The sequence below is a fragment of the Microbacterium sp. ACRRU genome, assembly GCF_022346945.1.
Taxonomy (GTDB): Bacteria; Actinomycetota; Actinomycetes; order Actinomycetales; family Microbacteriaceae; genus Microbacterium; species Microbacterium mcarthurae.
On record NZ_JAKRNI010000001.1, the window covers coordinates 136,732 to 162,180 of the forward strand.

Consider the following 25,449-nt stretch of genomic DNA (forward strand, 5'->3'; position numbering starts at 1 on the left):
TTGGACACTCAACAGGGAGGGACTGCCGCTCAGAGCGACTCGGACACGAGCACGGCGCTCGTCCCGGGGGTGAGTGCCTCGAACACGTGCGGGGCGTCTCCGGGGTAGGACAGGTAATCGCCCGGATGCAGCTCGAACGGGGCGCCGGCGGGCCCGACGCGACCGCGACCGGTCATGAGGATGCAGTGCTCCACCGTGCCGTGGGGGTGCGGGTCCGAGCGGCGTACGCTGCCCGGCTCGGCGCGAAGGAGGTAGATGTCGCGGCGCGCGTGCGGCGGACTCGCCGAGAGGAGGACGGCGAGATAGTCCGCCGACATCGCGGGGACAGCGGTGGATGCCTCGCCCGCGCGAATGAGCGTGGGGGAGCGTACCCCTTCGTCGACGAGGACTGCGAACGGCACGTCCAGGGCGGTCGCAAGGGCCCACAGCGTCTCGACGCTGGGATTGCCGCCGCCGTTCTCCAGCTGCGACACCGTCGCCTTGGCCACGCCCGCGCGTCTCGCCAGTTCGGACGCACTGAGGTCTCGCCGCTCCCTTTCGCGGCGCAAGGTCACCGCGATGCGGTCGCCGAGATCACTCACGCGTTCATTATGTCTGACGAGCGTTCGACTTGACGAACAGGGTCATTCGTTCGAGACTCTGATCATGCGTTCACTGGAACGAACGGTCTCGCGCGCCGCAGCTCGTCAAGGCATCGCCGTGGCGCTGGCGACGAGTGCGTATGGCATCTCGTTCGGCGCCCTCTCCGTGGCATCCGGTCTCGATGTCTGGCAGACCTGCGTCCTGAGCCTGCTGATGTTCACCGGGGGATCGCAGTTCGCATTCGTCGGCGTCATCGCGGCCGGGGGAGTCGCTGCCGCGCCCGCCGCGATCGCCTCGGCGGGTCTGCTGGGTGTTCGCAACGCGGCGTACGCCATGCGGATGTCGCCCGTGGTCGGGCCGAGCCGCTGGCGGCGGGCCCTGGCGACGCCCTTCACGATCGACGAGTCGGTGGCCGTGTCGCTCGCCCAGTCCGAACCGTACCCGCGGCGCGTCGGTTTCTGGGTCACGGGCGTTGCGATCTGGATCGGGTGGAACCTCACGACCCTCGCCGGCGCCCTTGTCGGCGATGTCCTCGGCGACCCGCGGGCCTGGGGATTGGATGCCGCCGCCGCGGCGGCCTTCCTCGCGCTGCTGTGGCCGCGCCTTCGGGGTCGACAGCCGATCGCGGTCGCCCTCGGCGCCGCGGTCGTCGCCGCGTTGCTCACGCCCTGGGTGCTGCCCGGGATCCCCGTCATCGCCGCGGCGGGAGTCGCGGTGGCGCTGGGGTGGTTCGACCCGCGACCCACCGCGCGCGACGAGAAGGGGATGCCATGACCCTTTGGACCGCCGTGCTCGCGGCATCCGTTCTCTGCCTCGCGCTCAAAGCGGTCGGCTATCTGCTGCCGCAAAGCTGGCTCGACGCGCCCCGCCCGGCCCGTATCGCCGATCTGCTCACGGTCGCGCTGCTCTCGGCGCTCGTCGTGGTGCAGGCACTGGGGGCGGGCACCGCCATCGTGGTCGATGCGCGCGTGCCGGCGGTGATCGTCGCCGCCGTGCTGCTGTGGGTGCGGGCGCCGTTCCTCGTGGTCGTCGTCGCCGCCGCAGCCACCGCGGCGCTGCTGCGCGCGCTCGGCTGGGCCACATGATCCCGCGCCTAGACTGACCACGTGGGTTCAGGGATCGTGCGTGCCATCAGCTGGGTCGTCGCGTTCTTGGTCGGCGCGTTTTACGGGACGGCCGCCACCGTCGGTCACGCCTTCCGGCTGGGCTTCGTCCCGGTCGGCCTCATCCTCGCCGTGATCGGCTGCGCCGCCCTCCTGGTGGCTCTGCGCACTCTGACGCAGGACCGAATCAATGCGATCGCGGGTGGACTGGGCATCATCGCCGCGACATTCGTCTTCTCACAGGTGGGTCCCGGTGGCTCGGCCATCGTCGCCGCCGCGACGCCCGACACGGAGTGGATCGCGATCGCCTGGACCTTCGCCGGCCCGATCCTGCTCGCTGTCGTGGCATTCTGGCCCGACGTGTCGGTACGTGCCGACGCGGCCGAGGAATCCTAGGCCACCGGTGTCGAGCGGAGGCCGCGTCGCGGGCACGCGTAGACTGATCCCGTGACTTACGTGATCGCCCTCCCGTGTGTCGATGTGAAGGACCGCGCGTGCATCGACGAATGCCCCGTCGACTGCATCTACGAGGGTGAGCGCTCGCTCTACATCCACCCCGACGAATGCGTCGACTGCGGCGCGTGCGAGCCGGTGTGCCCCGTCGAGGCCATCTACTACGAAGACGACCTCCCCGAAGAATGGTCGGACTACTACAAGGCGAACGTCGAGTTCTTCGACGACATCGGCTCCCCGGGCGGTGCCGCAAAGGTGGGCGTCATCGCCAAGGATCACCCGGTCATCTCGGCGCTGCCGCCGCAGAGCCACTGACCCGTGGGCGTCGCGGACCTCGCCGACTACCCCTGGGATGCGGTCGCACCGTTCGCGGAGCGTGCTCGCCGTCACCCCGCGGGCATCGTCGACCTGTCGATCGGCTCTCCCGTCGACCCGACGCCTGATGTCGTCGCCGCCGCCCTCGCCGCGGCAACCGATGCACACGCCTACCCGCAGACGATGGGGACGCCCGCGCTGCGCGAGGCGATCGTCGGCTGGTATGCCCGCCGTCGCGGAGTGCCCGGCCTGACGCCGGCGCACGTCCTTCCAACCGTGGGCTCCAAGGAGCTCGTGGCGCTCCTGCCGTTGCTGCTGGGCCTCGGACCGGGCGATGTCGTCGTCCACCCGCGGGCGGCCTACCCGACGTACGAGGTCGGTGCTCGCCTGGTGGGTGCGGAACCGGTGGCATCCGATGACCCCTCCGACTGGCCCGACAACACCCGCCTCGTCTGGATCAACTCTCCGGGCAACCCCGACGGCCGCGTGCTCTCGACCACGGAGCTGACGAATGCCGTGACCCGGGCGCGGAGTCTGGGTGCGGTGCTGGCGTCCGACGAGTGCTACGCCGAACTCGGGTGGGACGCCCCCTGGGACGCCGAGGGGGTGCCCAGCGTCCTCGATCCGTCGGTGGTCGGCGACGACCTGACGGATGTGCTGTCGGTCTACTCGCTGAGCAAGCAGTCCAACCTCGCCGGCTACCGCGCGGCTTTCCTCGCCGGTGACCCGCAGCTGGTGGCGCGTCTGCTCACCGGCCGCAAGCACCTGGGACTCATGCCTCCGGCGCCCGTGCAACGCGCGATGACGGTCGCGCTCGGCGACGACGCTCACGTTCAGGAGCAGCGCGCCAGATACGCCCGGCGCCGTGCCGTCCTCAAGCCCGCCGTGGAAGCCGCCGGCTTCCGCATCGACCGCAGCGAGGGCGGTCTGTACCTCTGGGCGACGGAGGGACTCGACGCGTGGGAGAGCGTGGAGCGCCTCGCCAATCTCGGAATCCTGGTGGGTCCCGGTCACTTCTACGGAACCCACTTCCCGCAGCACGTGCGGTTCTCGTTGACCGCGACCGACGAGCGCATCGAGGCCGCCGCGGAGCGTCTGACGCCCTGACCGTCGGCGGCAGGAGGATCCCTCCATCCGGAGGGGAAGTCCTTTGGCGATGTCATCTGTACGTCCTCGCCCCTACTAGGCTGTAAAGGCACTGCGAGCGGGTGACCCTCCGCCGGGTGCCGAGTCGGAGGCCGCGTGCGGACACCGGCCGAGAAGACTGCGGGTGCCGGGTGCTCCCACGGTTCAATCCACAGGGCGACCAGAAATCGCAAGGAGGCGCGGTGAGCGACGCGGGTACCGAGCACGACAAGGCCACCCTCTCGGTGGGGGGCACCACCGCCGAATTCCCGGTCCTGCGGGGCACCGACGGGGTTCCGAGCATCGACATCGTGTCGCTGACGAAGCAGACCGGTCACACGACGCTCGACTACGGCTTCGTCAACACCGCTTCGACCAAGTCGGACATCACCTACATCGACGGCGATCAGGGCATCCTGCGTTACCGCGGTTACCCCATCGAGCAGCTGGCTAAGAACAGCACGTATCTCGAGGTGGCATGGCTCCTCATCTACGGCGAGCTGCCCTCGGCATCCGAGCTCGCCGCGTTCGATGAGCGCATCCGCCGTCACACGCTGCTGCACGAAGACCTCAAGCGCTTCTTCTCCTCGCTCCCGCCGACCGCGCACCCGATGTCGGTGCTGTCGGCGGCCACGGCGGCGCTCTCGACGTACTACGAGTCGGAGTCCGACCCGCACAACCCCGAGCACGTCGAGCTCAACACCGTGCGCATGCTGGCCAAGCTCCCCGTCATCGCGGCGTACGCGCACAAGAAGAGCATCGGGCAGGCGTTCCTGTACCCCGACAACTCGCTCGGATTCGTCGACAACTTCCTGAAGCTCAACTTCGGTGTGCTGAGCGAGATCTACCAGGTCAACCCGGTCATGACGAAGGCCCTCGATCTGCTGCTCATGCTGCACGCGGATCACGAGCAGAACGCGTCCACCTCGACGGTGCGTCTGGTGGGCTCCACCGGTGCCAACCAGTTCGCGTCGATCTCGGCCGGTATCCAGGCCCTGTCTGGCCCGCTCCACGGCGGCGCCAACGAGGCCGTGCTGCAGATGCTCGGTCGCATCCGCGACTCGGGCGAAAGCGTCGAGCGCTTCGTCGAGCGCGTGAAGAACAAGGAAGACGGCGTGAAGCTCATGGGCTTCGGGCACCGCGTCTACAAGAACTACGACCCGCGCGCGAAGCTCGTGAAGGGCGCGGCGGACGAGGTTCTCGAGGCGCTGGGCGTGAGCGACCCGCTGCTCGACCTCGCGAAGGAGCTCGAGCAGATCGCGCTCGAGGACGACTACTTCAAGGAGCGTCGCCTCTACCCGAACGTCGACTTCTACACCGGCGTCATCTACAAGGCGATGGGCTTCCCGACCCGCATGTTCACCGTGCTGTTCGCGATCGGCCGCCTTCCCGGCTGGCTCGCGCAGTGGCGTGAGGCCATCACCGACCCGCAGACGAAGATCGGTCGCCCGCAGCAGCTGTACACGGGCGCGGCGGAGCGCAACTACCCCGGCGTCGGCTGAGCCCGCCGACGCAAAGCGCCCCGTCCCTCCGTCGGAGGGCGGGGCGCTTCGCTGTGCGGCGGGATGCCACCGTAGGGGCCGCGGCGGCCGGCACGCATAAACGCGATCCCCGCGCATAAACGCGAGCACCACGCGTTTCGGCGCGCGAGAAGCGTTTATGCGTGGGCACCGGCCGCGGGGCCGCGCCGGGTGTGCGGGCCGCGCCGGGGGCACGGGCCGCGCCGTGCGCGCCGCGCCGGTGCGGGCCGCGTCAGGCGTGCAGCGCCGCGTTCAGCGTTACGCCCACGCCGCCGCGCGCCGACGCCTCGACCGCGCCGGTGAGCGAGTTGCGGCGGAACAGGATGCCGTCGCGCCCGGACAGTTCGCCCGCCTTCATCGTTTCGTCGCCGACCTGCACCTTCGTGCCCGCTGTGACGTACAGGCCCGCCTCGACCACGCAGTCGTCGCCCAGCGAGATGCCGATTCCGGCGTTGGCGCCGAGCAGGGTGCGGGCTCCGATGGAGACCCGGTGGGTGCCGCCGCCGGACAGGGTGCCCATGATGGACGCACCACCGCCGATGTCTGTGCCGTCGCCGATCACGACGCCCTGCGACACGCGACCCTCGATCATGGAGGCGCCCAGCGTGCCGGCGTTGAAGTTCACGAATCCCTCGTGCATGACCGTCGTTCCGGGCGAGAGGTAGGCACCCAGCCGCACACGTGAGGCGTCGGCGATGCGCACACCGGCGGGTGTGACGTAGTCGAGCAGGCGGGGAAACTTGTCGAGTCCCTGGATCTGGATGCCGTGGCGAAGCAGCACGGGCCGCAGACGTGTGGCGTCGTCGGGGTGCATCGGACCGGCCGTGGTCCAGGCGACATTCGGCAGGTGTCCGAAAATGCCCTCGAGCGAGATCTCGTTCGGACGAACGAGCCGGTGCGACAGCGCCTGCAGCCGCAGGTAGGCGTCGACGGTCGAGGTCGGGGCGGCATCCGCGTCGATGGTGAGCGTCACGACCTCGATCCGAACCGCTCGCCGATCGTCCGTGCCCGTGAGCGCCGCGAGGTCCTCGGTGCCGGACGCGGTTTCGCCGAGCGAGGGCGCGGGGAACCATGCGTCCAAGACCGTGCCGTCGGAGGCGATGGTCGAGAGTCCGGTACCGGTGATCAGTCGTTCATTCGTCACTCCCACAGGCTAGCGAAGCACCCTGGGTAGGATCGGACGCATGCCCCCGCTCGACCTGTCCGCCTCATCCGTCGAGATCACCCGCGCGATCTGTGACATCCCGAGCGTTTCCGACGACGAGACCCCGTTGGCGGATGCCATCGAGGCGGCCGTCTCGGGACACGCCCACCTCGAGGTCATTCGCGACGGAGACACGATCGTGGCCCGCACGAATCTCGGCCGTGCGCGGCGCGTCGTCATCGCTGGTCACATCGATACGGTGCCGATCAACGACAACCTGCCGACACGCGACATCGTGATCGACGGGGAGAACTTTCTCTGGGGCCGCGGCACGGTCGACATGAAGGCCGGTGTGGCGGTGCAGCTGAAGCTCGCCGTCGAGCTGTCCGAGCCCTCGGTGGACATCACATGGATGTGGTACGACCACGAGGAGGTCGACTCCGATCTCAACGGGCTCGGTCGGCTCGCACGCCACCGGCCGGACCTGTTCGCCGGCGACTTCGCCATCCTGGGCGAGCCGAGCAACGGTGAGGTCGAGGGCGGATGCAACGGAACGCTGCGTGCCCTCATCCGCACCGCCGGCGTGCGCGCCCACAGCGCCCGGTCCTGGATTGGCGAGAACGCGATCCACAAGGCTGCTCCGGTGCTCGCTCGCCTCGCGGAGTATCGCGCGCGCGAGATCGAGGTCGAGGGCCTGGTGTACCGCGAGGGGATGAACGCGGTCCGGATCACCGGCGGGGTGGCCGGCAACGTGATTCCCGACGAATGCGAGATCGAGGTCAACTACCGGTTCGCTCCGAGCCGCGACGCGGCTGCGGCCGAGAGAGTCGTGCGCGACGTGTTCACGGGCTTTGACATCGATATCGTCGACGTGGCCGTCGGGGCGCGCCCGGGACTGGATGCCGCGCTCGCACAGGAGTTCGTCGCGGCCGTCGGCGCGACCCCCAAGCCGAAGTACGGCTGGACCGACGTCGCCCGCTTCTCGGCCCTCGGCATCCCGGCCGTCAACTACGGTCCGGGGGATCCTCACCTCGCCCACCACGACGAGGAACGCGTCCCGGTCGCGCAGATCGACGCGGTGGAGCGGGGTCTTCGGTCCTGGCTGACCCGATCGTGAGCGCTCAGGCCGCGACCCTGACACGGGCACGGTCCTGGGGGGACTGGCCCGTCGTCGGCCGTATCGCGGTCATCTACGTCGGCGCTCGCATCGTGACGACGCTGTTCTTCCTTCTTGCCGCCGCTCTGTCGGGTCCGACCTCGCGGTACGGGATCGCGCCGTCGCTCGGGGAACTGGCCCTGGGCTGGGACGCACAGTGGTACTGGCTGGCCGCGGTTTCGGGCTATCCGACCGATCTGCCGCTCACGCCCCAGGGCGGCGTCGCCGAGAATGCGTGGGCGTTCATGCCCGTGTACGCGTACCTCGCCGCGGGCCTGGGAACGCTCCTGGGATCGTGGGGCGCCGGTGCGGTCGTCATCTCGCTGCTCGCGGGATTCGGAGCCAGCCTGGCGCTTCACCGTCTGCTGCGGGATCGGATCGGGGACGGCGCCGCGCTGTGGGCGGTCGCGTTCTTCGCGTGCGGCCCGCTCGCCGCTCTCTTCCAGGTCGGATACGCGGAGTCGTTGTTCCTTCTCTTCCTCTTCCTCGCCTTGCGGTGCGTTCAACGGCGCCAGTGGGGCTGGCTGTACGTGCTCGTCCCCACCATGGGGTTCACGCGTCCCGGCATCCTCGCGTTCGCGCTCTTCCTCGCGCTGTACGGCGTGCATCGGTTCTTCCGGCGCCGGACCGATCCCCTTCCGCGTCGCGACGTCGTGCACGTCGTGGCGCTCGGGATCGTCGCGGTCGCGGTGGGCTTCTCGTGGCAGGTCCTCGCTGCCGTCGTCACGGGCGACCCCGGTGCCTACCTCGCGACCGAGTTGGCATGGCGACGGAACTGGCTCGGCGACGCGGGCGGGCACTTCGTCCCGGTTGAGGGGTGGGTGCAGGCCGCCGGGTTCTGGTTCACGCAGTGGGGGCTGGGTGCCGGCGTCGGATACGTCGCCCTCGTTCTCCTCGTCCTCGGTGTTGCCGCCATCCTCCTGTTCGCCCCCCAGGTGAAGCGCCTCGGCGTCGAAGTGCGCCTGTGGTCGGCGAGCTACCTCATCTATCTGCTGCTTGTCTTCTTCCCCCAGTCGAGCATCTTCCGGTTGCTCGTTCCCGTTTCGCCGCTGTGGGGGGCGCTCGCCGTTCCCCGCTCCCGCGCATGGCGGCTGACGGTCCTCGGGGTGGCGTTGCTGGGGCAGTGGTGGTGGATCTACAACATGTACGGTCTCGCGAACACCTACTGGCAGATCCCCTGAAGCGCGGAGGACAGGGCTCCCGGCGCGCGTCATCTCGGGCCTCCGCGCAGACCGACTAAACTAGCGCTAGACCAACGACGAAAAGGGGGCCGCGATGGCAGCCATGAAGCCGCGTACCGGTGACGGACCGATGGAGGCCGTGAAGGAGGGCCGGCTGATCATCGTGCGTGTTCCGCTCGAGGGCGGCGGGCGCCTGGTGGTGTCGGTGAACGACGCTGAGGCGAAGGAACTCTACGACGTTCTCGGCGGTGTCGTCGGCGCAGCCTGACGCATCCTGCACGAAGGCCGGTCCCTGGTGGGCCGGCCTTCGTCGTTCCATCGAGGGGTGAAGACTGCGGCAGGCTCAGGTGATCGGAGTGACCGTCGTCAACTGCAGGAGGCCCTCGCCCGTGGTGGAGAGCGCGCCGAACACGGCGGGGGAGGTCTGGACCTCCTGGATCAGCGAGCGGTAGGCGGTCGTGACGGTGTCACGGCGGACCGGATCCGCCACGGCGCCGCCCGCGAGTACCCGGGGGACCAGGACCGTGCCGCCCGCGCGCACGAGGCGCAGCCCGTGCTCGACGTACTCGATGACGCCTTCGGCGTCGGCGTCGATCAGGACGATGTCGTAGGAGGCCTCATTCATCCGGGGCAGCACGTCGGCCGCCCGCCCGGTGATGAATCGCGCTCGAGCCGCGGGAATACGCGCCTCGGCGAACGCGGCGCGGGCCGCTCCGAGGTGCTCGGGCTCGCTATCGATGGTGGTCAGCGTGGCCCGGGGTGAGCCGTGCAGCAGCCACAAGCCGGAGACGCCGCCGCCCGTTCCCACCTCGACCACGTTCAGCGCTCGAGAGGCCGCGGCCAGAACCGCGATCTGGGCGCCCACCGCAGGGCTGATGGGAGCCGCGCCGAGTTCGAGCGCATGCGCGCGTGCGCGCGCGATGTGCTCCGGTTCGACCGTCGACTCTTGAACGAATCGCTCGTTCGCTTCGTAACCGCTCACCAGGACCTCCCCGTTCAGGCTAGACGTGTGGGTCGGCCGGACGGCCGAGGCGCGGCGGGTAATCTGAAGTCATGTTCTTCGGCCTCACCATCGAGAAGCTCTTGCTGATCGGTGTGATCGCTGCGCTCATCATCGGCCCCGAGCGTCTGCCCCGGTACGCCGAGAGCCTCGCCCGCCTGACGAAGCGGGCCAAAGAGACCATGCAGGGGGCGAAGACCCGCATGCGCGACGAGATGGGCCCCGAGTTCGACGAGGTCGATTGGCGCAAGCTCGATCCTCGTCAGTACGACCCTCGGCGCATCATCCGCGAGGCTCTCCTCGACGACACTCCGACGGCTACGATGCGGGCGGCAGGGGCGGCCGCTCTCGCAACCAAGACCCCGTCATCCGACAAGCCGGTCTTCGTCGCCGGCGAGGCCCCGCCGTTCGACGACGAAGCCACCTGACGCTCAGCGCAGCCGGATCGGCAGCGCCCGCCCGGACAAGCCGCGAGGGCGAGTCGCGAGAGCTCCCGCTGCGGCGTTGATCGCCACGGAGGCCGCGTCGTCGGGGTTGGCCAGCACGACGGGGCGCCCGTCGTCCCCGCCTGTCCGCAGCGCCGTGCTCAAAGGGACGGATGCCAAGAGCGGCACGTCGGTGCCATCGCTCGACAGCGCGCGGGCGACGGCCTCGCCCCCGCCGGAACCGAACAGGTCGAGCGTCGTGCCGTCGGGGAGCACCATGGCCGCCATGTTCTCGATGACCCCGACCGGGTTCTGACCCGTCTGCCGTGCGACCAGACCGGAGCGAACCGCGACGTCGGCGGCGGCAGCCTGAGGCGTTGTGACGACGAGCACGTCGGCGTGGGGAAGCAACTGACCCACCGAGATCGCGACATCGCCCGTACCCGGCGGCATGTCCAACAGCAGCACATCGAGATCGCCGAAGTAGACGTCCGTGAGGAATTGCTGAACGGTGCGATGGAGCATCGGGCCGCGCCACGCAACCGCGCCCGCGGCATCCTCTCCCGGGCGTCGCAGGAACATGCCGATCGAGATGACCTTCACGCCGTAGGCGACGGGCGGCAGGATCAGATCGTCGAGCCGCGTCGGGGCCGGGGGAAGACCGTCGTCGTCGACCAGCCCCAACAGGCCCGGAATCGAGAAGCCGTGCACGTCGGCATCCACGAGTCCGACGCGCAGACCGCGAGCGGCCAGCGCGACGGCCAGGTTGGCGGTGATCGTGGACTTGCCGACGCCGCCCTTGCCGCTCGTCACGGCGATGACGCGCGTGAGCGAATCGGGACCGAACGGCATTTCGCGGGCCGCCCGACCACCGCGGAGCCGCTCGGTCAGGGCGCGGCGTTCGTCGGGGGACATGACCCCCACGGCGACCTCCACCCGGGAGACGCCGTCGACCGATGCCGCGGCGGCGCGCACATCGCGTTCGATCCGGTCCGCGGCGGGGCAGCCGACGATCGTCAAGGCGATGCCCACTTCGGCGACTCCCTCACGCACGGCGATCTCGCGCACCATGTCGAGTTCGCCGAGGGGGCGGCGCAGCTCCGGGTCGGTGACGGCGGCGACGGCGGAGCGCACGCGGTCGACGACCGCATCCGTCACGGGGTGGCCGTTCTCGGCTCGGACGCGTCGTGCTCGTCGAGGCGCTCGAGAGCCGCCTTCAGCTCGGCGCGCAGGCTCTCTTTGGTGATCACGTCGTCGGTCAGGTCGCGCACCGCCATCCGCAGCGCGACGATCTCACGCGCCAGGTACTCGGTGTCGGCAAGATTGCGCTCCGCGCGCTGGCGGTCCTGTTCGATCTGCACGCGGTCCCGGTCGTCCTGCCGGTTCTGGGCGAGCAGGATGAGGGGCGCCGCGTACGAAGCCTGTAGGGAGAGGACGAGGGTGAGGGCGGTGAACCCGATGGCCGCGGAGTCGAACCGCAACTCCTCGGGCATGAGGGAGTTCCACCCCATCCACAGCACGCAGAACAGCGTCAGCGAGAGCAGGAAGATGGGCGTGCCCATGGCGCGGGCGACCCACTCCGTGAACCTGCCGAAGCGATCGCGCGATGGCTGCGGGGTGCGGGGCGCCAGCATCCCCGAGCGGCCGCGGGGAGCGTCGAGGCCGGTCTGTCGTTGTGCACGTGCCATCAGCGCCTCCTCGGGGTCTGGGTCGGGATCTGGGGAATGCTCGCGGTGGCGAGCGGTCTGATCGTCGTCTTGGGTTTCGGATCATCGCTGTCGTGCGTGCGCCAGTCATCGGGCAGCAGATAGTCGAGGACGTCGTCGACGCTGACGCAGCCGACGAGACGGTGAGCCTGATCGACGACCGGCAGCGACACGAGGTTGTAGCTTGCGAGCAGACGCGCGACCTCGGCGGCGGTGGCGTCCGCGGGCACCGGCTCCAGGGTGTCGTCGATGATCGCTCCCAGCCGCTCGTGCGGCGGGTAGCGCAGCATGCGCTGGAAGTGCACGGTCCCCAGGAGGCGCCCGGTCGGCGTCTCGTACGGCGGAAGTGTGATGAACACGGATGCCGCCAGCGCGGGGTGCAGCTCATGACGGCGGATCAGCGCGAGAGCCTCCGCCACCGTGGCATCCGCCGACAGCACGATCGGCTCCGGGGTCATGAGACCACCGGCGGTGTCGGGACCGTACTGCAGGAGGGCGCGGACGTCGTCCGCCTCCTCCGGCTCCATCAGTTCGAGCAGCTGTTCCAGGCGCGTCTCGGGGAGCTGGCCGAGGAGGTCGGCGGCGTCGTCCGGCTCCATGGCATCCAGGATGTCGGCGGCGCGCTCGTCGCCGAGCTGTTCGAGGATGTGCACCTGCTCGTCTTCGGGCATCTCTTCGAGGGCATCGGCGAGACGGTCGTCGCTGAGCTCTTCGGCGACTTCGATGAGGCGCTCTTCGGGCAGATCGAGGAGGGTGTTGGCCAGGTCGGCGGGCTTCAGGTCGGAGTAGGTCGCGACGAGCTGTTCGGCGGACTGCGCCTGACCGGGGGTCTGCTGCTCCCGGACCTCCCGCCAGGTCGCGAACGTGGTCGCGCCCTTGGCGAAGGGGGAGGCGCTGGTGCGCGGACGGCGGAGGAACAGCTGCCCGACGTCCCACTCGCCGAGGCGGTTGCGTTCGATGGCGACGTCTTCGATGACAGCCTCGCCCGAGCCGTCGACAAGGTGGACGCGGCGTCCGAGCATCTCAGCCATCACGCGCACTTCGCCTCCGCGCTGCTGGAAGCGCCGCACGTTGATGAGGCCCGTGGTGATGACCTGGCCGGGCTGAATGGAGGTGACGCGTCCGATCGAGACGAACACATGTCGTCTGCCGGGGATCTCGACGACCAGGCCCACGACGCGCGGCGCGGCGGACGCGCGGTAGATCACCACGACGTCGCGCACCTTCCCCAGGCGGTCGCCCGCGGGATCGAACACCGTGCAGCCCGCCAAGCGGGCGACGAAAACCCTTTGCGTGCTCACCGTCCCAGCGTAGTCCGCGAACCCTCACGCGAGCCGACCGTGCCGCCGGGGCCGCGTGACAAGATGGTGAAATGAGCATGTTCGCGGGGCCCGGCGGTGCGGGTCGGGACGAGGTCGGCGAGAAGGTCGCTTCGTTCCCGACGTACGAGAAGGCGCAGAAGGCCGTGTCGTCGCTCATCGCGGGCGAAGTGCCCGCCCGCGACATCGCCATCGTGGGAAGCGGCCTGCGTTCCATCGAGCGGATCACCGGACGACTGGGCTACGCCACGGCGGCGCGTTCCGGTGCCTTGAACGGCCTGATGCTGGGTCTCCTGTTCGCGTTCATCTTCGTCCTCGGTACTCCGACGGTGCAGATCTCTGCATTCATCGGTGTCCTTCTGGTGGGCATGGCTCTCGGCATGCTGCTGAGCCTCGGGACCTACTCGATCGTCCGTCGCCGCCGCGACTTCGCGTCGGTCATGCAGGTGACCGCCGACCACTACGACGTGTGCGTTGCCGCACCGAGCCTGGCCAAGGCGCGCGGCATCCTCGGGCCCGCTGCGGCGGTCCGGACGGTCGTCGCGCGTCCGACGGCTCCGGGGAACGACGCGCCACCGCAGTATGGCGAGCGGATCCAGAATCCTGGTGGCGCGTCACCGGCTGTCCCTCCGCGCCCGCCCGTGCCGACGCGCCCTACAGATGACGAGCCACCTCGTTATGGTGAGCGCATCGCGCCCCCCGCCGCACCGGAGGAGGCCCCGACGCCGACCGCGGATTCGCCGCCGTCTTCCGGTTCCGACCCCGAGTCCGGCACGTCGCGCGACGACCGGTGACCGTGCGGGAGGTCCGCATCCCCGTGGCGCTGACGAAGGGTGACGCCGAGGTGTCCGGGCTGTGGTCCGGCGTAGATGCCGCGGACGCGACGGTCGCGCTCGCCCACGGAGCCGGCGCGGGCATGACCCACCCGTTCCTCGAGGGGCTCGCAGCCGCGCTGGTGGACGACGGCTTCTCGGTGTTGCGATTCGTCTTCCCGTACGTGGAGTCCGGACGACGGATGCCGGGACCCGCCGCACATGCCGTGGCCACCTGGGCGGGCGTGCAGGCGTGGCTTGCTGCCGAGGGTGTCGAATCGTTCGTCGCGGCAGGGAAGTCTTACGGGGGACGCATGGCGTCGCTCGCCACCGCCGCCGGCTCGCTCACGCCCGCAGGCCTGGTGTACCTCGGCTACCCGCTGCACCCGCCGGGTCGACCTGACAAACCGCGCGCGGAGCACCTCCCTTCGATCGTCGTACCCCAGTTGTTCATCGAGGGGGAGAACGACCCCTTCATCGATCCACGGGCGCAGTTCGACGAGGTGGTCGCGACCTGCCGGGACGCTCGAGTGGAGTGGATCGCAGCGGCGAATCACTCGTTCGAAGTCAAGGGCAAGCGACAGTCGGCACAGGAGATCGGGGCGCGTCTCGCGGAGCCGGTGGGGGCGTTCACGCGGGCGGTGCGGGGTCACTGACGCGCGGGCTCATCCGTCTCCGGCTCTTCGGCGCCGCAGCGCGAGATGGCGAGAAGTTCGACCGCTTTTGTGCCCGGCGAGACTGACTCTTCCACCGTGATGGTCATGCGCGGCGACTTCCGCACCATATGCACTTGAGCGAAGCTGACGGGAATTCCCAACGGGTCTTCCTCCCACCCATCGCCGAGGAGCTCGGGCACACGGCCGACGAACGCGCGGACGTCGAAGTCGTCGCTCACGGAAATCGCCCACTGCCCGGTGAAGAACGCCCCCGGCCGGGTGCCGAACGCCAGCTCCTCGTCACACGGATAGGGTACGAATTCCGGCGTCTCCGAGATTTGCTTGGGCTCGGGGATGAAGGCGGCAACCTGCCGGAGGACATCGAGGGTCTCCTCGCGCACTTGTGAGTAGGAGGGCATCGGCTCGGCAGCGCAACCCGATGTCATTACCAACGCTGTAGTAGATATTGCCGCGAGAACCGCCCGTCTCACTTCTTCCTCCCGTGTTCATCGATTATCGAGCGCACCGCGTCCAGCACGGTCCCGTTCACCCTCTCGTCCCCGCTCATCAGAGCCGTGTGATGCGTGACGCTGTCTGCCACGATGCCGGGGAGGTAGAACGGATTCTGTGTCATGACGTACCCGGCAACGGCCGCGACGTCCGGGCCCGGTAACCCGGAATCGACGATCTGCACCCCGGGGATCGATTCCGGTCTGACGGTGAAGCCCACGGGGCCGACACCGACTCCCGCGTAGTAGCGGTTGATGTCGTCGGGTGCCTGCGTCGCGAAGTAGAGGGTGTCGGGGTGCGGCTGGTAGGGGCCGATCGCGCCGACACTGGCCGCGAGGAACCGCGCGTCGACGGTGCCGTCATGCTTCTCTGCTTCACTGCCGACACCGCCGCCGTAGGAATGCTCGTAGCTCATGGTCCACAGCTCCGGTTGGGTGGCGTTCACGCCGCGGAGGAAGCGGGCGTACTCGGCGCCGCGTTCCTCGGCGAAGTGGTTCCATTGGGGGCCCGAGTCGATGACGTCGTCCAGTTGCGGCATCGGGCCGGTGAGAACCGTGAACGCGACGACCGATCCGCCCGACGCGCCGACCTGCCACCGAGCGAAATCCGTCACGGGCTCGTCCTTCATGAAGGCCTCTGCGTCCGCGTTCGTTCCCGGGACGACGAAGAGCGCTGCCCGGGCCGAGGAAGGATCGCCGGTCACCTCGATCAAGGAACCGTGCTGCGGATCCCAGGCGTAGAGCGACTTCGACCCGTCCGCCACCTTTTCGAAGTAGGCGATCTCGCGATCCAGTCTGCGGCGTTCTGCACGTCGCTCGGCGCCCTCCCTCGCGGTGAACTTTCGACGCGGAACGGGAGCAGACGTGAGGTCGTCCCGTTGTCGTCGCAGCCCGTCCAGATGTTGCTGCGCCCGGAGGCGGTTGCACGCCACGCGAGCGTGGAAAGCAACGCCGTCGAGATTTCCGATGAGAGCTGGCATCGCCGCACAGAGGTGGGCGGCGACCCGCGGGTCGAGGCTCGACCACCATCGGGCAACGACATCGGGCGACATCCGGCCGACGATGACGGCCCAGTCCGGATGCGTCGAGAGCAACAAGTGGGGGTCGGGGGTCGAGGCGATCTTCTCGAGCAGAAGCACACCCGCGGTGTCGGTCGGGGCAGTGAGGGCGGCCGACGCTCGAGGACCGGACCACCCCGCAACCGCTGACCAGGACACGTCAGGGATCGCCCGGAGCTCGTGCGCACACCGATCGGTGGCATCCGTGTAGGAAGCGACGAGAGAGCGTGTCTCGTCGTCGACGTGCCGCACCCATCGGTGGGTGGCGATGTCATTCATGGCTGCGCCCCGGTCGCTCTCGCCTTCCTGCCAGACGGCGGGGGGCGCGGCGGCAGCGTCGAGAAGGGCGTTGCGCGCGCGAGCCAGCTGGTCGAGATCGTCGGCGAACCGCTCGAGAACGGTGCACGCGGCGCCCAGGCCGCCGGCGATCTCTTGCGCAGCAGGTCCTGTGACGTGCAGGGACTCGTGCGATGGATCGGCCTCGGGAGCGCGATAGGTCTCGGGCGCGAAACTCCAGGCGAACAGCGCTTCCTGGAGCAGCACCTCGAAGCGGTCGGCCTTCTGTCGCAGTGCCGCCGCCGCCTCGCGCACACGGCCGGGCGCAGCGGGCGGCGCCGGCACGGCGGGCGGCGCCGGCACATCCATCGCGTCGCTCACACTCGCCTCTTCCCGAAGACGATCGGGTCGAACGGGTTCCCGGAGGGGGCTCCGGTGGCGGAGCTGCGCGCATCGGTCGTCGCCGCCATCTCGTCGTCGGCGTCGAGATAGGCGAGGACCGCGGACTGCAGCGCCGCGACCGCGGCGCGCCCCCGCCCGACGATGCGGTGGGCGAGGTCGATTCGTGTCTCAGCGACCTCGAGGAAGGCGGGATGGGCGGGAACCGCCCGGGCGAGGGCGTGTGCAACCGAATCGGCGGCGCGGCGCAACGCGGTGGCGACCTCGTGGAGGTCGTCGAGGGAACGGGTCATGCGCTCGGCCACCAGGAGGACCTGCGGGGGGTCGATGGAGTACGACATGCGCGGGATCGTAGGGATCCCGTCGCGACCGCTTTTTCACCCTGTGGACAAGAACGGCTCAGCGGCCGACGGCGTACCCCTGCATTCCCCGAGGGTTGGCGGCCCCCCAGAGCAGCCCGTCAGCGTCGCGACCGACCGCACTCACGCGGCCCAGGGCCCAATCACCCGCTCGGCGCACACGGTGGCCCCGGCGCTCCAAGTCGCGCACCACGTCGTCGCCGATCCGGTCCTCCACCACCGCCCCGAGGGGGGTCCACGTGCGAGGCCAGAAGGAATCGGCCAGCGCCGTGGTGTGGAGGGTGGGTGCGTCGATGGCCTGCTGTGGCTCGTAGCCGCCGACGAGCACGCGCAGCAGCACCGGGAGCTGCCACTGATCCTGCTGATCCCCGCCCGGCGACCCCATCGCGATGATCTCGGACCCACGCGTGAGCATCGTCGGCGTCAGCGTCGTGCGCGGACGCCGGCCGGGGGTGAGGGATGCCGGGTGTCCCGGCAGCAGCCACGTCGCCTGCAGACGCGTCCCCAGGCAGAACCCGAGACCGGGCACGCTCGGCGACGATTGCAGCCAGCCGCCCGACGGCGTCGCCGAGATCGTGTTGCCCCACCGATCCACGACGTCGAGGTGACAGGTGTCGCCTCGTGTCTGACCGCGGCGATCGACCGTGGGCTCGCCGGTCGCGGCGGTCACCGGACCCGCCTCGGTCCGGAGCGGGGGGAGGACGGGCGTCCGGCCGTCCGGAGAGCCGGGCCGAAGACCGGCGCTCGCCGTCCCGTCCACCAGCGCGCGCCGTTCGTCGATGTACTCCTCGGCGAGCAGGGCGTCGACATCGACCGCGTCATCGGCGTCACCGAACCATGCGTCGCGGTCGGCGTAGACCAGCTTCTGCACTTCGAGAAGAGTGTGGGCACCCTCGGGCGTGGAGGGGTCGATGCGTGCGTCCGCCCACGGCTCCAGTAGTCGGAGTGCCTGCAGAAGCGCGGGCCCCTGAGTCCAGGTCCCAGCCTTGAACACCCGCCATCCGCGGAAGGTCGCCGACACCGCCGGTTCGAACGAGGCACTCCAGCCGAGGAGGTCTTCAACGGTGAGAACGCCGGGGTGATCCCCACCGTCCGCGTGACGGTGCGGGGTGCGGAGGAACTCTGCCGCACGTGGCAGCACCTCTGCCATCCACACGTGTCGAGCGGCGTCGATGCCCGCACATCGATCGTCGACAGGCAAGGCCGCCGCCGCCAGGCTCTCCAGGACCGTGGCGTACGCGGGGTTGCGCACGACGGTGTTCGGCGCGGGCACCGAGCCGGTCGGCATCCAGAGATCCGAAGACGTCGGCCAGTGCTCGCGGAAGAGATCGGCCACACGGGAGATCGTCACCGCCGCGCCCGCGACGAGCGGATGGCCGTCGCGGGCGTAACCGATGGCGTAGGCCAGGACATCCGCGAGATCCCACGTGCCGTGGTCGCGCAGTAGCAGAAGCCAGGCGTCGACGGCGCCCGGCACCGCGGCAGCGAGGCCCCCGGCACCGGGGACCAGGTCGAGGCCCCGTTCGCGCAGAGCTTCGATCGACGCACCGGCCGGCGCCGGGCCCTGCCCCATGAGCACGACGGGCTCCGCGGTGCCGGCAGGGCGAATCAGCGCCACCAGGTCGCCGCCGGGACCGTTCAGGTGCGGCTCCACCACGTGGAGCACGAACGCAGCAGCCACGGCGGCGTCGAAGGCGTTGCCGCCGCGCTCCAGCACGGACTGGGCCGTGGCCGTGGCGGTCCAGTGGGTGGATGCCGACATGCCGAACGTTCCCCGGAGCGTGGGGCGCGTGGAGAACGCCGCGGGGGGAGTGAACGTCACCGGGACAGCCGCGCGATCCAGTCCTCGACCTCGTCGGCCGTCCGAGGGATGCCGGCCGACAGGTTCACCGGTCCGTCGGCGGTCATCACGATGTCGTCCTCGATGCGCACACCGATGCCGCGGTATTCCTCGGGCACCGTCAGATCGTCGATCTGGAAGTACAGGCCCGGCTCGATCGTGAAGACCATGCCGGCTTCCAGAAGCCCGTCGTAGTACATCTCGCGACGCGCCTGCGCGCAATCGTGCACATCGATGCCGAGGTGGTGACTGGTGCCGTGCACCATGTAGCGACGGTGCTGGCCGCCGCGCTCGGCATCCAGAGCGTCCTCGGCCGAGACGGGCAGGAGGCCCCACTCCGCGACACGCGCGGCGATGACCTCCATGGCGGCCTCGTGCACGCGTCGGAAGGGCACGCCCGGACGGGCGGCCTCGAAGGCGGCGTCCGCTGCCTCGCGCACCGCCTCGTAGACGCGGCGCTGCACCTCGGTGAAGCGCCCTGACACCGGGAGTGTGCGCGTGATGTCGGCGGTGTACAGACTGTCCACCTCGACACCCGCGTCGATCAGGATGAGATCGCCCGGGACGACCGCGCCGTCGTTGCGCGTCCAGTGCAGGTAGCACGCGTGAGGGCCGGAGGCGGCGATGGTGTCGTAGCCCACGGTGTTGCCGTCCGCGCGCGCGCGGCGGTGGAAGACCCCTTCCACCACGCGCTCGCCGCGGGGGTGCTCGATGATGCGGGGGAGCTCGGACACGATGTCGTCGAATCCGGATGCCGTGACCTCGACGGCCAGGGCCAGCTGCGCGAGCTCGAACTCGTCCTTCACCAGGCGCAGCTCCGACACGAACCGCGTGAGATCGTCGTCGACGCCGACCACACGGTCGTCGTCGGCCGCCACGAAATCGTCGACGTGTGCGGTCGCGAGACCGAGGTCGGCGGCCACGCCGTCGAGTGCGGGGCGGGGACCGATCCAGAACTCGCCGATCGTGGCATCCGCGTAGAACTCCGGAGTGGTCCGGTCGGCGCGCTCCCGGAAGTAGAGCACGGCCTCGTGGCCGTCCTCGCGCGGCTCGAAGACGAGAACCGAGTCGGGCTCGGCATCCGCTTCCCAACCGGTCAAGTGGGCGAAGGCCGAATGGGCGCGGAACGGGTAGTCCGTGTCGTTGCTGCGTTGCTTGAGGGAGCCCGCGGGCACGACCAGGCGCTCACCGGGGAAGGCCTCGGACACACGGAGGCGGCGGCGTGCCGCCCACGCGGACTGCTCGCGGGGCGAGGGAAGGGTCTCGGGACGATCGGCCCACCCCGTCGAGATGGTGTCGAGGAAGCCGCGCGGGAAGGGGGCCTTGCGGTTCGTCGTGGTCTCGGCGGGCTGCTGCACTTCGGGAGCGATCGTGTCGCGGTCGGCGGGGGAGTCCATTCCTCCAGTCTCGCACCGCCGACCCGCGAACGCACCGTCAGCCGGCCGTGCGCTCCAGTTGCACCACGATGGGACGGTGGTCACTGCCCGAGCCATCGAGCGATCGCATCACGACCGAACCGGTCACGGTCCAGTCGGGCGTCACCATGACGTGGTCGATCGGAGCCCCCAGAAGAGCCGGCACGTCCGTCGGCCACGTGCCCACGCCGCCGTTGCCGCTCACGGAGGCCGCGTCCTGACAGCGGCCGAGCGTGCCGCCGTCGACACCGAGCCCCGTCATGTGGTCGAGGGTCGCGTTGAAGTCGCCCGCCAGGATGACATTGTCGGTCGCACACTGATCAGCGAGCCACTGCAGGTCGGAGCGCCACTGCGACATGTACTCCTGGCGCGGGGCAACGGCGTGCGCCGCGACGATGATGGGCCCGTCGCCCGAGACCGGCATGGCCACGGCGCTCGGCACCGTCGAGGTGTTGCTGGAGCCATCGAGCGAGGACTGGATCACGCTGTAGTCGCCCAACTCGGGGCGGATCAGCACGGTCGTCGACGTGGCATCCCATCCGGTGATGCCGTACTCGCCGTACTCGGCGTGATGCGCCCACATCGGTTGGCCGAGGTCACGCATCAGCTCGGCGACACGCTCGCCGGTGTCGATCGTGGTCTCGGGCAGGGTGACGATGTCGGCCTTCATGCCGACGGCGAACTGCGCGATCGACTCGGCCGAGGTGGCCTCGCCCGCGGTGTTCCACGTCATGACACGCACGCTCGTGTCGGTCTTCTCGGGCAGTGCATCGGTGCCCATGCCGCGCTGGAACACCAGAGCCCCGTTCACCCCCGCGGCGACGACGAAGACCAGCGCGAGGGCGAGTGCGAACGCGCGCACGGGGCGGATGAGGGCGCACAGCAGCGCCAGGGCCGCGGCTGCCGCGAACACCGCTGCCAGCGGGACGCGGAACGAGATCACCTGGGCCAGGGGGAACGTGCGCTCGAGGCCGAAAGCGGTCGGCCAGGTCAGAGCCAGGGCCGCGGCGGCGCACACGAGCGCGAACACGATTCCGAACAGCCGACGCACGCACCCGACCCTAGATCAGGCGGCTGAGAGATCGGCGGATGCCTCCTGTCCGCGGCCTCCACGACGACCGCGAGCCGGCACCTGCGGACGGTACGCTCGTCGGGTGGAGCGCGATCGACGATTCGAGGGACCGAGCGACCTCCACCTCCATTCCACGCACTCCGACGGCACGGAACCGCCCGCTCTCGTGATGGCGGCCGCGCACCGGCACGGGCTGCGGACGGCGGCGCTCACCGACCACGACACGACCTCCGGTTGGGCCGAGGCGGCTGAGGCAGCGACATCCCTGGGGATGACCTTCGTGCCGGGCATGGAGCTGTCGGCCCGTCACGAGTGGCGGAGCGTCCACCTTCTCGCCTACCTCGTCGACCCCGACGACGACGGGCTGCGGTCCATGACCGACCGCATCCGCTCGTCGCGGCTGGACCGCGCTCAGATCATGGCCGACCGGATCTCGCGCGACTTCGACATCGGCTGGGACGACATTCTCGCCCAGACGACCGACGGGGCGACCGTCGGCCGACCGCACATCGCCGACGCGCTCATCGCCCGCGGCATCGTCGCCGACCGCACGGAGGCATTCGCCGGCATCCTGCACCCCGCCAACGAGTACTACGTCGCCCTGTACGCGCCGGACCCCGTCACGGCGGTCGAGCTCATCATCGGTGCGGGGGGAGTGCCCATCATCGCCCACCCCGCCGGCCGCGCGCTCCTGCCACGCCCCGTGCTCGAGGCGATGCTCGCGCGAGGCCTCGCCGGTTTCGAGCTGCACCACCGAGAGAACCTCCCGGAGGCCACGGCGACGCTGGCGCGACTGGCGGCGGAACGAGACCTCATCGTCACCGGTTCGAGCGACTATCACGGGCTCGGCAAACCGAACCTTCCGGGCGAGAACACCACCGACGAGGCGATGGTCGCACGGCTCATCGCAGCCGGCTCGGGTTCTTCGCCCGTCTACCCCTGAAACGACGCCGACGCCGCCCCCCGGGGAGAGCGGCGTCGGCGAGGACGGGTCAGGCGACGGGGGCGGTCGAACCGCCCCCCGACCCGCTGCCGCGACGACGGCGGCGGCGACGGGGGGCCGCGTTCCCGTCGTGATGTTCGCTTCCTCCGCCGTCGTGGGTGCCGGAGCCCTCCGGGCGGGGAGCCGCGGCGGAACCCTGCTCGCTCGTCGAGGGCGAGCCGCTCGACGACCCGCGGCGGCGTCGGCGGCGGCGCGGAGTGCCCTCGCCCGCGGCATCCGTGCTCTCGCTCTTCTCGGCCTTGGGAGCGGCGGCCGCCTTCGGTGCGGTGACCAGCCGGCCCTTGGTGCCCTCGGGGATGTCGAGATCGGTGTAGAGGTGCGGGCTCGAGGAGTACGTCTCGATGGGTTCGGGCTGACCGAATTCGAGGGCGCGGTTGATGAGCGCCCACTTGTGCAGGTCGTCCCAATCGACGAACGTCACCGCGATGCCCGTCTTGCCCGCGCGCCCGGTGCGCCCGGCGCGGTGCAGATAGGTCTTCTCGTCGTCGGGGATCGTGTGGTTGATGACGTGCGTGACGTCGTTCACGTCGATACCGCGCGCGGCGACGTCGGTGGCGATGAGCACGTCGCGCTTGCCGGCCTTGAACGCGGCCATCGACCGCTCGCGCGATTCCTGGCTCATGTCGCCATGCACGGCGGCCGCGTTGAAGCCGCGATCGCTCAACTCATCGACGAGCTTCTGCGCGGCGCGCTTCGTCCGCGTGAAGATCACGGTCTTGCCACGCCCCTCGGCCTGCAGGATGCGGGCGATGACCTCGTCCTTGTCGAGCGAGTGCGCGCGATACACGAGGTGCTTGATGTTGGCCTGCGTGAGACCCTCATCGGGGTCATTCGCACGCATGTGGATCGGGTTCGACATGAACCGGCGGGCCAGAGCCACGATGGGCCCCGGCATCGTCGCCGAGAACAGCTGGGTGTGGCGGACCGCGGGCACCTTCTGGAAGATCTTCTCGATGTCGGCGAGGAAGCCGAGATCGAGCATCTTGTCGGCCTCGTCGAGGACGACCTCGACCGCGCCCGAGAGGTCGAGCAGTCGCTGGTTGCTCAGGTCGATGAGGCGACCGGGGGTGCCCACAACGATCTGCGCGCCGGCCTTCAGCTGATCGATTTGACCCTCGTACGCCTTGCCGCCGTAGATCGCCACGACGCTGGTCGCGCGATTCTGGGTGAGCATGTCCATGTCCTCGTAGACCTGGACCGCGAGCTCGCGGGTGGGGACGACGATCAGGGCCTTCACACCGGGCTCCGGGTTCAGGCCGAGACGCTGAACCACAGGGATGCCGAAGCCGAACGTCTTGCCGGTTCCGGTCTTGGCCTGGCCGATGATGTCCTGACCCGGAAGGCCGAGGGGGATGGTCTGTTCCTGGATCGGGAAGGCATCCACGATGCCCTTGGATGCCAGGGCGTCGACGATGTCCTGATCGACGCCGAGCTCGGCGAAAGTCGTCATGTGAGCGTGCCTGTTCCGGCGGTGAGAGACCGCCTGGGGAGTCGGATCCACGCCCTCCACTCGTCCACAGGCGCGGGGCCCCGATCCATCGCCGGGGCGAGTCCACTCTACCCGGCACGTGTTTCGGGGGTCCGACGCCTAGGCTGTAGAGCGTGTTCGAGTGGTTCCGTCGTCGTAGGCCGGTCGGTCGCACGCTGCAGTTGCGCTCGCGCGGCGACCTCGGTGACGCCATGCGCGTCGACTTCGCCGAACTCGCGCCCGACATCGAAACCTTCCTCGGCCAGGCGGCGTACCTGCAGCTCGGTTTCTTCGAGACGCTGAGCGAACTCATCGCCTCGACACCCGAGCTCTCCGAGAAGGAGTCGCTCTCCCGCGCCGCGGGGGCTGCGCTCATCAAACATCAGGAGATCGTCGCCCTCATCCGCGAGCGGGGTGCCGACCCGACGCAGCTCATGCTGCCCTTCCGCGAGTCCCTCGACGCCTTCCGCCGCAACACACACGGGGTGCGGCCGCAGGAGACCATGCTCTCGGTGCACATCACCGCCGGCATGCTCGACGACTTCTACCTCGCGCTGTCGTCCAGCTACGGCGACACCGGGCGCCGTGTCGCGCGCATCCTGCAGGCCGACGACGATCGGCAGGCCATCGTCGACATCCTCGGCGCCACGATCGAGAGTGACGAAGAGTGGCGGTGGCTGCTGGCCCTGTGGGGTCGTCGCCTCGTCGGCGACACCCTGCTCGTCGCGCGCGCCGCGCTGGCGCACCCCCGATTGGACCGCGCCGAAGAGGCGAAGGTCGAACCGGTGTTCACCGAGCTCATGGGCGCCCACGCCCGGCGGATGGATGCCATGGGACTGGCGGCCTGAGCGCGTCGCGGTGACCTGCGGCGGGCGCGGTCAGATGCCGTGGCGTCTCCGCGTCGCCTCGTCGCTGCGCAAGCGGGCGCGCGAGAGGGCGGGGACGAGGGTGAGAGCGGTCGCTCCGGAGGCGAGGATCGCGACAATCCAGGGCACGACGGAATCCACGCCGAACCCGGCCCACGTGACGACCGTCCACGAGACGCTCGCGGCGGCCGCCGCGGCGAGCGGGGCGAGAGCGGCGCCGCGTGTGTCGCGGTGCGGCAGAGCGAAATGCACCGCGAGACCGACGACGCCGCCGAGGATCAGCCCGAGGAGGATCTGCACGGCCGTGCGTCAGGCGACGAAGCCGACCCGGCGGGCCTCTTCCGTGCCCAGCTCGATGAAGGCGAGATTGGCCGTAGGGACGATGTAGGAGTTGCCCTTCACGTCGGTGAAGGTCACGTGGCTGGCCGACTGGTCAAGAGCGGCGGCGATCGACGACTTCACCGCGTCCGAGCCCTCGTTGGTCTCGAAGTTCAGTTCACGACCGGTGTTGGTGATGCCGATGCGGATCTCCACGATGCGTCCTTTCCGCCCGGGCCTCTCGGTCCGCCCGGCGCGATGCTCCGACTCTACGACACCCTCCGAGGGGGGTTCCGCGTCAGCGGTCCGGCTTCGCGGACGGCGAACGGGCGGGTCGTCGAGCCGGTGTCGGAGGCCGCGGCTAGCGTG

At 69.8% G+C, this 25,449-nt stretch carries 29 protein-coding genes; 14 read left to right on the plus strand and 15 right to left on the minus strand.

Going from position 1 to position 25,449, the window contains the following annotated elements; translation table 11 throughout:
- Nucleotides 1-29: 29 nt before the first annotated feature.
- Nucleotides 30-581 (minus strand): helix-turn-helix domain-containing protein, encoded by a 552-nt coding sequence (locus MHY30_RS00630; protein WP_239273555.1) that lies wholly within the window; start codon nucleotides 579-581, stop codon nucleotides 30-32.
- A gap of 64 nt (nucleotides 582-645) precedes the next feature.
- On the opposite strand from MHY30_RS00630, the gene MHY30_RS00635 reads away from it, so the two are divergent.
- From MHY30_RS00635 to MHY30_RS00660, 6 genes are all read left to right on the plus strand, one after another.
- Entirely contained in the window at nucleotides 646-1,356 is a 711-nt protein-coding gene (locus MHY30_RS00635; protein ID WP_239273580.1) for an AzlC family ABC transporter permease, read from the plus strand.
- Entirely contained in the window at nucleotides 1,353-1,667 is a 315-nt protein-coding gene (locus tag MHY30_RS00640) for an AzlD domain-containing protein (RefSeq protein ID WP_239273582.1), read from the plus strand. The genes MHY30_RS00635 and MHY30_RS00640 overlap by 4 nt, the downstream gene beginning before the upstream one ends.
- A gap of 21 nt (nucleotides 1,668-1,688) precedes the next feature.
- Nucleotides 1,689-2,081: a histidinol dehydrogenase gene (locus tag MHY30_RS00645; RefSeq protein WP_239273584.1), complete on the plus strand. Its 393-nt coding sequence runs from the start codon at nucleotides 1,689-1,691 to the stop codon at nucleotides 2,079-2,081.
- A 51-nt stretch (nucleotides 2,082-2,132) separates the two neighbouring features.
- Nucleotides 2,133-2,453 (plus strand): ferredoxin, encoded by a 321-nt coding sequence (fdxA, locus tag MHY30_RS00650; RefSeq protein WP_022878250.1) that lies wholly within the window; start codon nucleotides 2,133-2,135, stop codon nucleotides 2,451-2,453.
- A gap of 3 nt (nucleotides 2,454-2,456) precedes the next feature.
- Entirely contained in the window at nucleotides 2,457-3,560 is a 1,104-nt protein-coding gene (dapC, locus tag MHY30_RS00655; protein ID WP_239273594.1) for a succinyldiaminopimelate transaminase, read from the plus strand.
- Between the two features lie 221 nt (nucleotides 3,561-3,781).
- Nucleotides 3,782-5,080: a citrate synthase gene (locus MHY30_RS00660; protein ID WP_239273603.1), complete on the plus strand. Its 1,299-nt coding sequence runs from the start codon at nucleotides 3,782-3,784 to the stop codon at nucleotides 5,078-5,080.
- Nucleotides 5,081-5,330: 250 nt separating this feature from the next.
- Here MHY30_RS00660 and dapD read toward each other — a convergent pair whose 3' ends face one another.
- Nucleotides 5,331-6,242 carry a 2,3,4,5-tetrahydropyridine-2,6-dicarboxylate N-succinyltransferase gene (gene dapD, locus MHY30_RS00665; RefSeq protein WP_239273613.1) on the minus strand — a complete coding sequence of 304 codons (912 nt, stop codon included), beginning with the start codon at nucleotides 6,240-6,242 and terminating at the stop codon, nucleotides 5,331-5,333.
- Between the two features lie 40 nt (nucleotides 6,243-6,282).
- Here dapD and dapE point away from each other — a divergent pair, with 40 nt between their 5' ends.
- The 3 genes from dapE to MHY30_RS00680 all read left to right on the plus strand — a co-directional run bounded on the left by dapE (nucleotide 6,283) and on the right by MHY30_RS00680 (nucleotide 8,847).
- The gene (gene dapE / locus MHY30_RS00670) at nucleotides 6,283-7,359 is read left to right on the plus strand and encodes a succinyl-diaminopimelate desuccinylase (RefSeq protein ID WP_239273623.1); all 1,077 of its coding nucleotides are present in this window, start codon (nucleotides 6,283-6,285) and stop codon (nucleotides 7,357-7,359) included.
- Nucleotides 7,356-8,579, plus strand: coding sequence for a hypothetical protein (locus MHY30_RS00675; RefSeq protein WP_239273625.1), 1,224 nt, complete (start codon nucleotides 7,356-7,358; stop codon nucleotides 8,577-8,579). Before dapE ends, MHY30_RS00675 begins: the two co-directional genes overlap by 4 nt.
- A 94-nt stretch (nucleotides 8,580-8,673) precedes the next feature.
- On the plus strand, nucleotides 8,674-8,847 hold the full coding sequence (locus tag MHY30_RS00680; RefSeq protein WP_076490128.1) for a DUF3117 domain-containing protein: 174 nt from the start codon (nucleotides 8,674-8,676) through the stop codon (nucleotides 8,845-8,847).
- A 75-nt stretch (nucleotides 8,848-8,922) separates the two neighbouring features.
- Here MHY30_RS00680 and MHY30_RS00685 read toward each other — a convergent pair whose 3' ends face one another.
- Complete coding sequence (locus MHY30_RS00685; RefSeq protein ID WP_239273643.1) at nucleotides 8,923-9,561, minus strand: class I SAM-dependent methyltransferase; 639 nt, start codon at nucleotides 9,559-9,561, stop codon at nucleotides 8,923-8,925.
- 71 nt (nucleotides 9,562-9,632) lie between these two features.
- Between MHY30_RS00685 and MHY30_RS00690 the strand changes: the two genes are divergently transcribed.
- Entirely contained in the window at nucleotides 9,633-10,007 is a 375-nt protein-coding gene (locus MHY30_RS00690) for a twin-arginine translocase TatA/TatE family subunit (RefSeq protein WP_239273661.1), read from the plus strand.
- A 3-nt stretch (nucleotides 10,008-10,010) separates the two neighbouring features.
- Here MHY30_RS00690 and MHY30_RS00695 read toward each other — a convergent pair whose 3' ends face one another.
- Genes MHY30_RS00695 through MHY30_RS00705 form a run of 3 tightly spaced genes read right to left on the minus strand, consistent with a single transcriptional unit; the run spans nucleotide 10,011 to nucleotide 13,011 of the window.
- Nucleotides 10,011-11,162: an Mrp/NBP35 family ATP-binding protein gene (locus MHY30_RS00695; RefSeq protein WP_239273671.1), complete on the minus strand. Its 1,152-nt coding sequence runs from the start codon at nucleotides 11,160-11,162 to the stop codon at nucleotides 10,011-10,013.
- Nucleotides 11,159-11,692: a DUF1003 domain-containing protein gene (locus tag MHY30_RS00700; protein WP_239273680.1), complete on the minus strand. Its 534-nt coding sequence runs from the start codon at nucleotides 11,690-11,692 to the stop codon at nucleotides 11,159-11,161. The genes MHY30_RS00695 and MHY30_RS00700 overlap by 4 nt, the downstream gene beginning before the upstream one ends.
- Nucleotides 11,692-13,011 (minus strand): magnesium transporter MgtE N-terminal domain-containing protein, encoded by a 1,320-nt coding sequence (locus MHY30_RS00705; RefSeq protein WP_239273690.1) that lies wholly within the window; start codon nucleotides 13,009-13,011, stop codon nucleotides 11,692-11,694. The genes MHY30_RS00700 and MHY30_RS00705 overlap by 1 nt, the downstream gene beginning before the upstream one ends.
- Nucleotides 13,012-13,082: 71 nt before the next feature.
- On the opposite strand from MHY30_RS00705, the gene MHY30_RS00710 reads away from it, so the two are divergent.
- Complete coding sequence (locus tag MHY30_RS00710; protein ID WP_239273692.1) at nucleotides 13,083-13,823, plus strand: general stress protein; 741 nt, start codon at nucleotides 13,083-13,085, stop codon at nucleotides 13,821-13,823.
- The gene (locus MHY30_RS00715; RefSeq protein ID WP_239273703.1) at nucleotides 13,820-14,497 is read left to right on the plus strand and encodes an alpha/beta family hydrolase; all 678 of its coding nucleotides are present in this window, start codon (nucleotides 13,820-13,822) and stop codon (nucleotides 14,495-14,497) included. Before MHY30_RS00710 ends, MHY30_RS00715 begins: the two co-directional genes overlap by 4 nt.
- Here MHY30_RS00715 and MHY30_RS00720 read toward each other — a convergent pair.
- The 6 genes from MHY30_RS00720 to MHY30_RS00745 form a co-directional block, all read right to left on the minus strand.
- A complete protein-coding gene (locus MHY30_RS00720) occupies nucleotides 14,491-14,898 on the minus strand; it encodes a hypothetical protein (RefSeq protein WP_239273714.1) in 408 nt (135 codons plus the stop codon). The genes MHY30_RS00715 and MHY30_RS00720 overlap by 7 nt on opposite strands.
- Before the next feature lie 86 nt (nucleotides 14,899-14,984).
- Nucleotides 14,985-16,721 carry a hypothetical protein gene (locus MHY30_RS00725; protein ID WP_239273725.1) on the minus strand — a complete coding sequence of 579 codons (1,737 nt, stop codon included), beginning with the start codon at nucleotides 16,719-16,721 and terminating at the stop codon, nucleotides 14,985-14,987.
- A complete protein-coding gene (locus tag MHY30_RS00730) occupies nucleotides 16,718-17,080 on the minus strand; it encodes a DUF6507 family protein (RefSeq protein WP_239273728.1) in 363 nt (120 codons plus the stop codon). Before MHY30_RS00730 ends, MHY30_RS00725 begins: the two co-directional genes overlap by 4 nt.
- A 58-nt stretch (nucleotides 17,081-17,138) precedes the next feature.
- The gene (locus tag MHY30_RS00735; RefSeq protein ID WP_239273731.1) at nucleotides 17,139-18,920 is read right to left on the minus strand and encodes a gamma-glutamyltransferase family protein; all 1,782 of its coding nucleotides are present in this window, start codon (nucleotides 18,918-18,920) and stop codon (nucleotides 17,139-17,141) included.
- Nucleotides 18,917-20,335, minus strand: coding sequence for an aminopeptidase P family protein (locus MHY30_RS00740; protein WP_239273740.1), 1,419 nt, complete (start codon nucleotides 20,333-20,335; stop codon nucleotides 18,917-18,919). Before MHY30_RS00740 ends, MHY30_RS00735 begins: the two co-directional genes overlap by 4 nt.
- 37 nt (nucleotides 20,336-20,372) lie before the next feature.
- Nucleotides 20,373-21,404: an endonuclease/exonuclease/phosphatase family protein gene (locus MHY30_RS00745; protein WP_239273748.1), complete on the minus strand. Its 1,032-nt coding sequence runs from the start codon at nucleotides 21,402-21,404 to the stop codon at nucleotides 20,373-20,375.
- A 103-nt stretch (nucleotides 21,405-21,507) separates the two neighbouring features.
- Here MHY30_RS00745 and MHY30_RS00750 point away from each other — a divergent pair, with 103 nt between their 5' ends.
- A complete protein-coding gene (locus tag MHY30_RS00750; RefSeq protein WP_239273758.1) occupies nucleotides 21,508-22,368 on the plus strand; it encodes a PHP domain-containing protein in 861 nt (286 codons plus the stop codon).
- A gap of 49 nt (nucleotides 22,369-22,417) precedes the next feature.
- Here the strand turns inward: MHY30_RS00750 and MHY30_RS00755 are convergent, their stop codons facing one another.
- The gene (locus tag MHY30_RS00755; protein ID WP_239273760.1) at nucleotides 22,418-23,878 is read right to left on the minus strand and encodes a DEAD/DEAH box helicase; all 1,461 of its coding nucleotides are present in this window, start codon (nucleotides 23,876-23,878) and stop codon (nucleotides 22,418-22,420) included.
- A 152-nt stretch (nucleotides 23,879-24,030) separates the two neighbouring features.
- On the opposite strand from MHY30_RS00755, the gene MHY30_RS00760 reads away from it, so the two are divergent.
- On the plus strand, nucleotides 24,031-24,744 hold the full coding sequence (locus tag MHY30_RS00760; protein WP_239273787.1) for a ferritin-like fold-containing protein: 714 nt from the start codon (nucleotides 24,031-24,033) through the stop codon (nucleotides 24,742-24,744).
- A gap of 30 nt (nucleotides 24,745-24,774) precedes the next feature.
- Here the strand turns inward: MHY30_RS00760 and MHY30_RS00765 are convergent, their stop codons facing one another.
- Together MHY30_RS00765 and MHY30_RS15260 are read right to left on the minus strand one after the other, a co-directional pair.
- The gene (locus tag MHY30_RS00765) at nucleotides 24,775-25,062 is read right to left on the minus strand and encodes a hypothetical protein (RefSeq protein WP_239273797.1); all 288 of its coding nucleotides are present in this window, start codon (nucleotides 25,060-25,062) and stop codon (nucleotides 24,775-24,777) included.
- Nucleotides 25,063-25,071: 9 nt separating this feature from the next.
- A complete protein-coding gene (locus tag MHY30_RS15260; RefSeq protein WP_239273799.1) occupies nucleotides 25,072-25,296 on the minus strand; it encodes a DUF3107 domain-containing protein in 225 nt (74 codons plus the stop codon).
- Between the last annotated feature and the right edge of the window lie 153 nt (nucleotides 25,297-25,449).

Coding starts and splice junctions, on each gene's coding strand:
- MHY30_RS00635 (WP_239273580.1), top strand. CDS start 646: ATGCGTTCACTGGAACGAACGGTCTCGCGCGCCGCAGCTCGTCAAGGC.
- MHY30_RS00640 (WP_239273582.1), top strand. CDS start 1,353: ATGACCCTTTGGACCGCCGTGCTCGCGGCATCCGTTCTCTGCCTCGCG.
- dapE (WP_239273623.1), top strand. CDS start 6,283: ATGCCCCCGCTCGACCTGTCCGCCTCATCCGTCGAGATCACCCGCGCG.
- MHY30_RS00680 (WP_076490128.1), top strand. CDS start 8,674: ATGGCAGCCATGAAGCCGCGTACCGGTGACGGACCGATGGAGGCCGTG.
- MHY30_RS00690 (WP_239273661.1), top strand. CDS start 9,633: ATGTTCTTCGGCCTCACCATCGAGAAGCTCTTGCTGATCGGTGTGATC.
- MHY30_RS00700 (WP_239273680.1), bottom strand. CDS start 11,692: ATGGCACGTGCACAACGACAGACCGGCCTCGACGCTCCCCGCGGCCGC.
- MHY30_RS00710 (WP_239273692.1), top strand. CDS start 13,083: ATGAGCATGTTCGCGGGGCCCGGCGGTGCGGGTCGGGACGAGGTCGGC.
- MHY30_RS00730 (WP_239273728.1), bottom strand. CDS start 17,080: ATGTCGTACTCCATCGACCCCCCGCAGGTCCTCCTGGTGGCCGAGCGC.
- MHY30_RS00740 (WP_239273740.1), bottom strand. CDS start 20,335: ATGGACTCCCCCGCCGACCGCGACACGATCGCTCCCGAAGTGCAGCAG.
- MHY30_RS00755 (WP_239273760.1), bottom strand. CDS start 23,878: ATGACGACTTTCGCCGAGCTCGGCGTCGATCAGGACATCGTCGACGCC.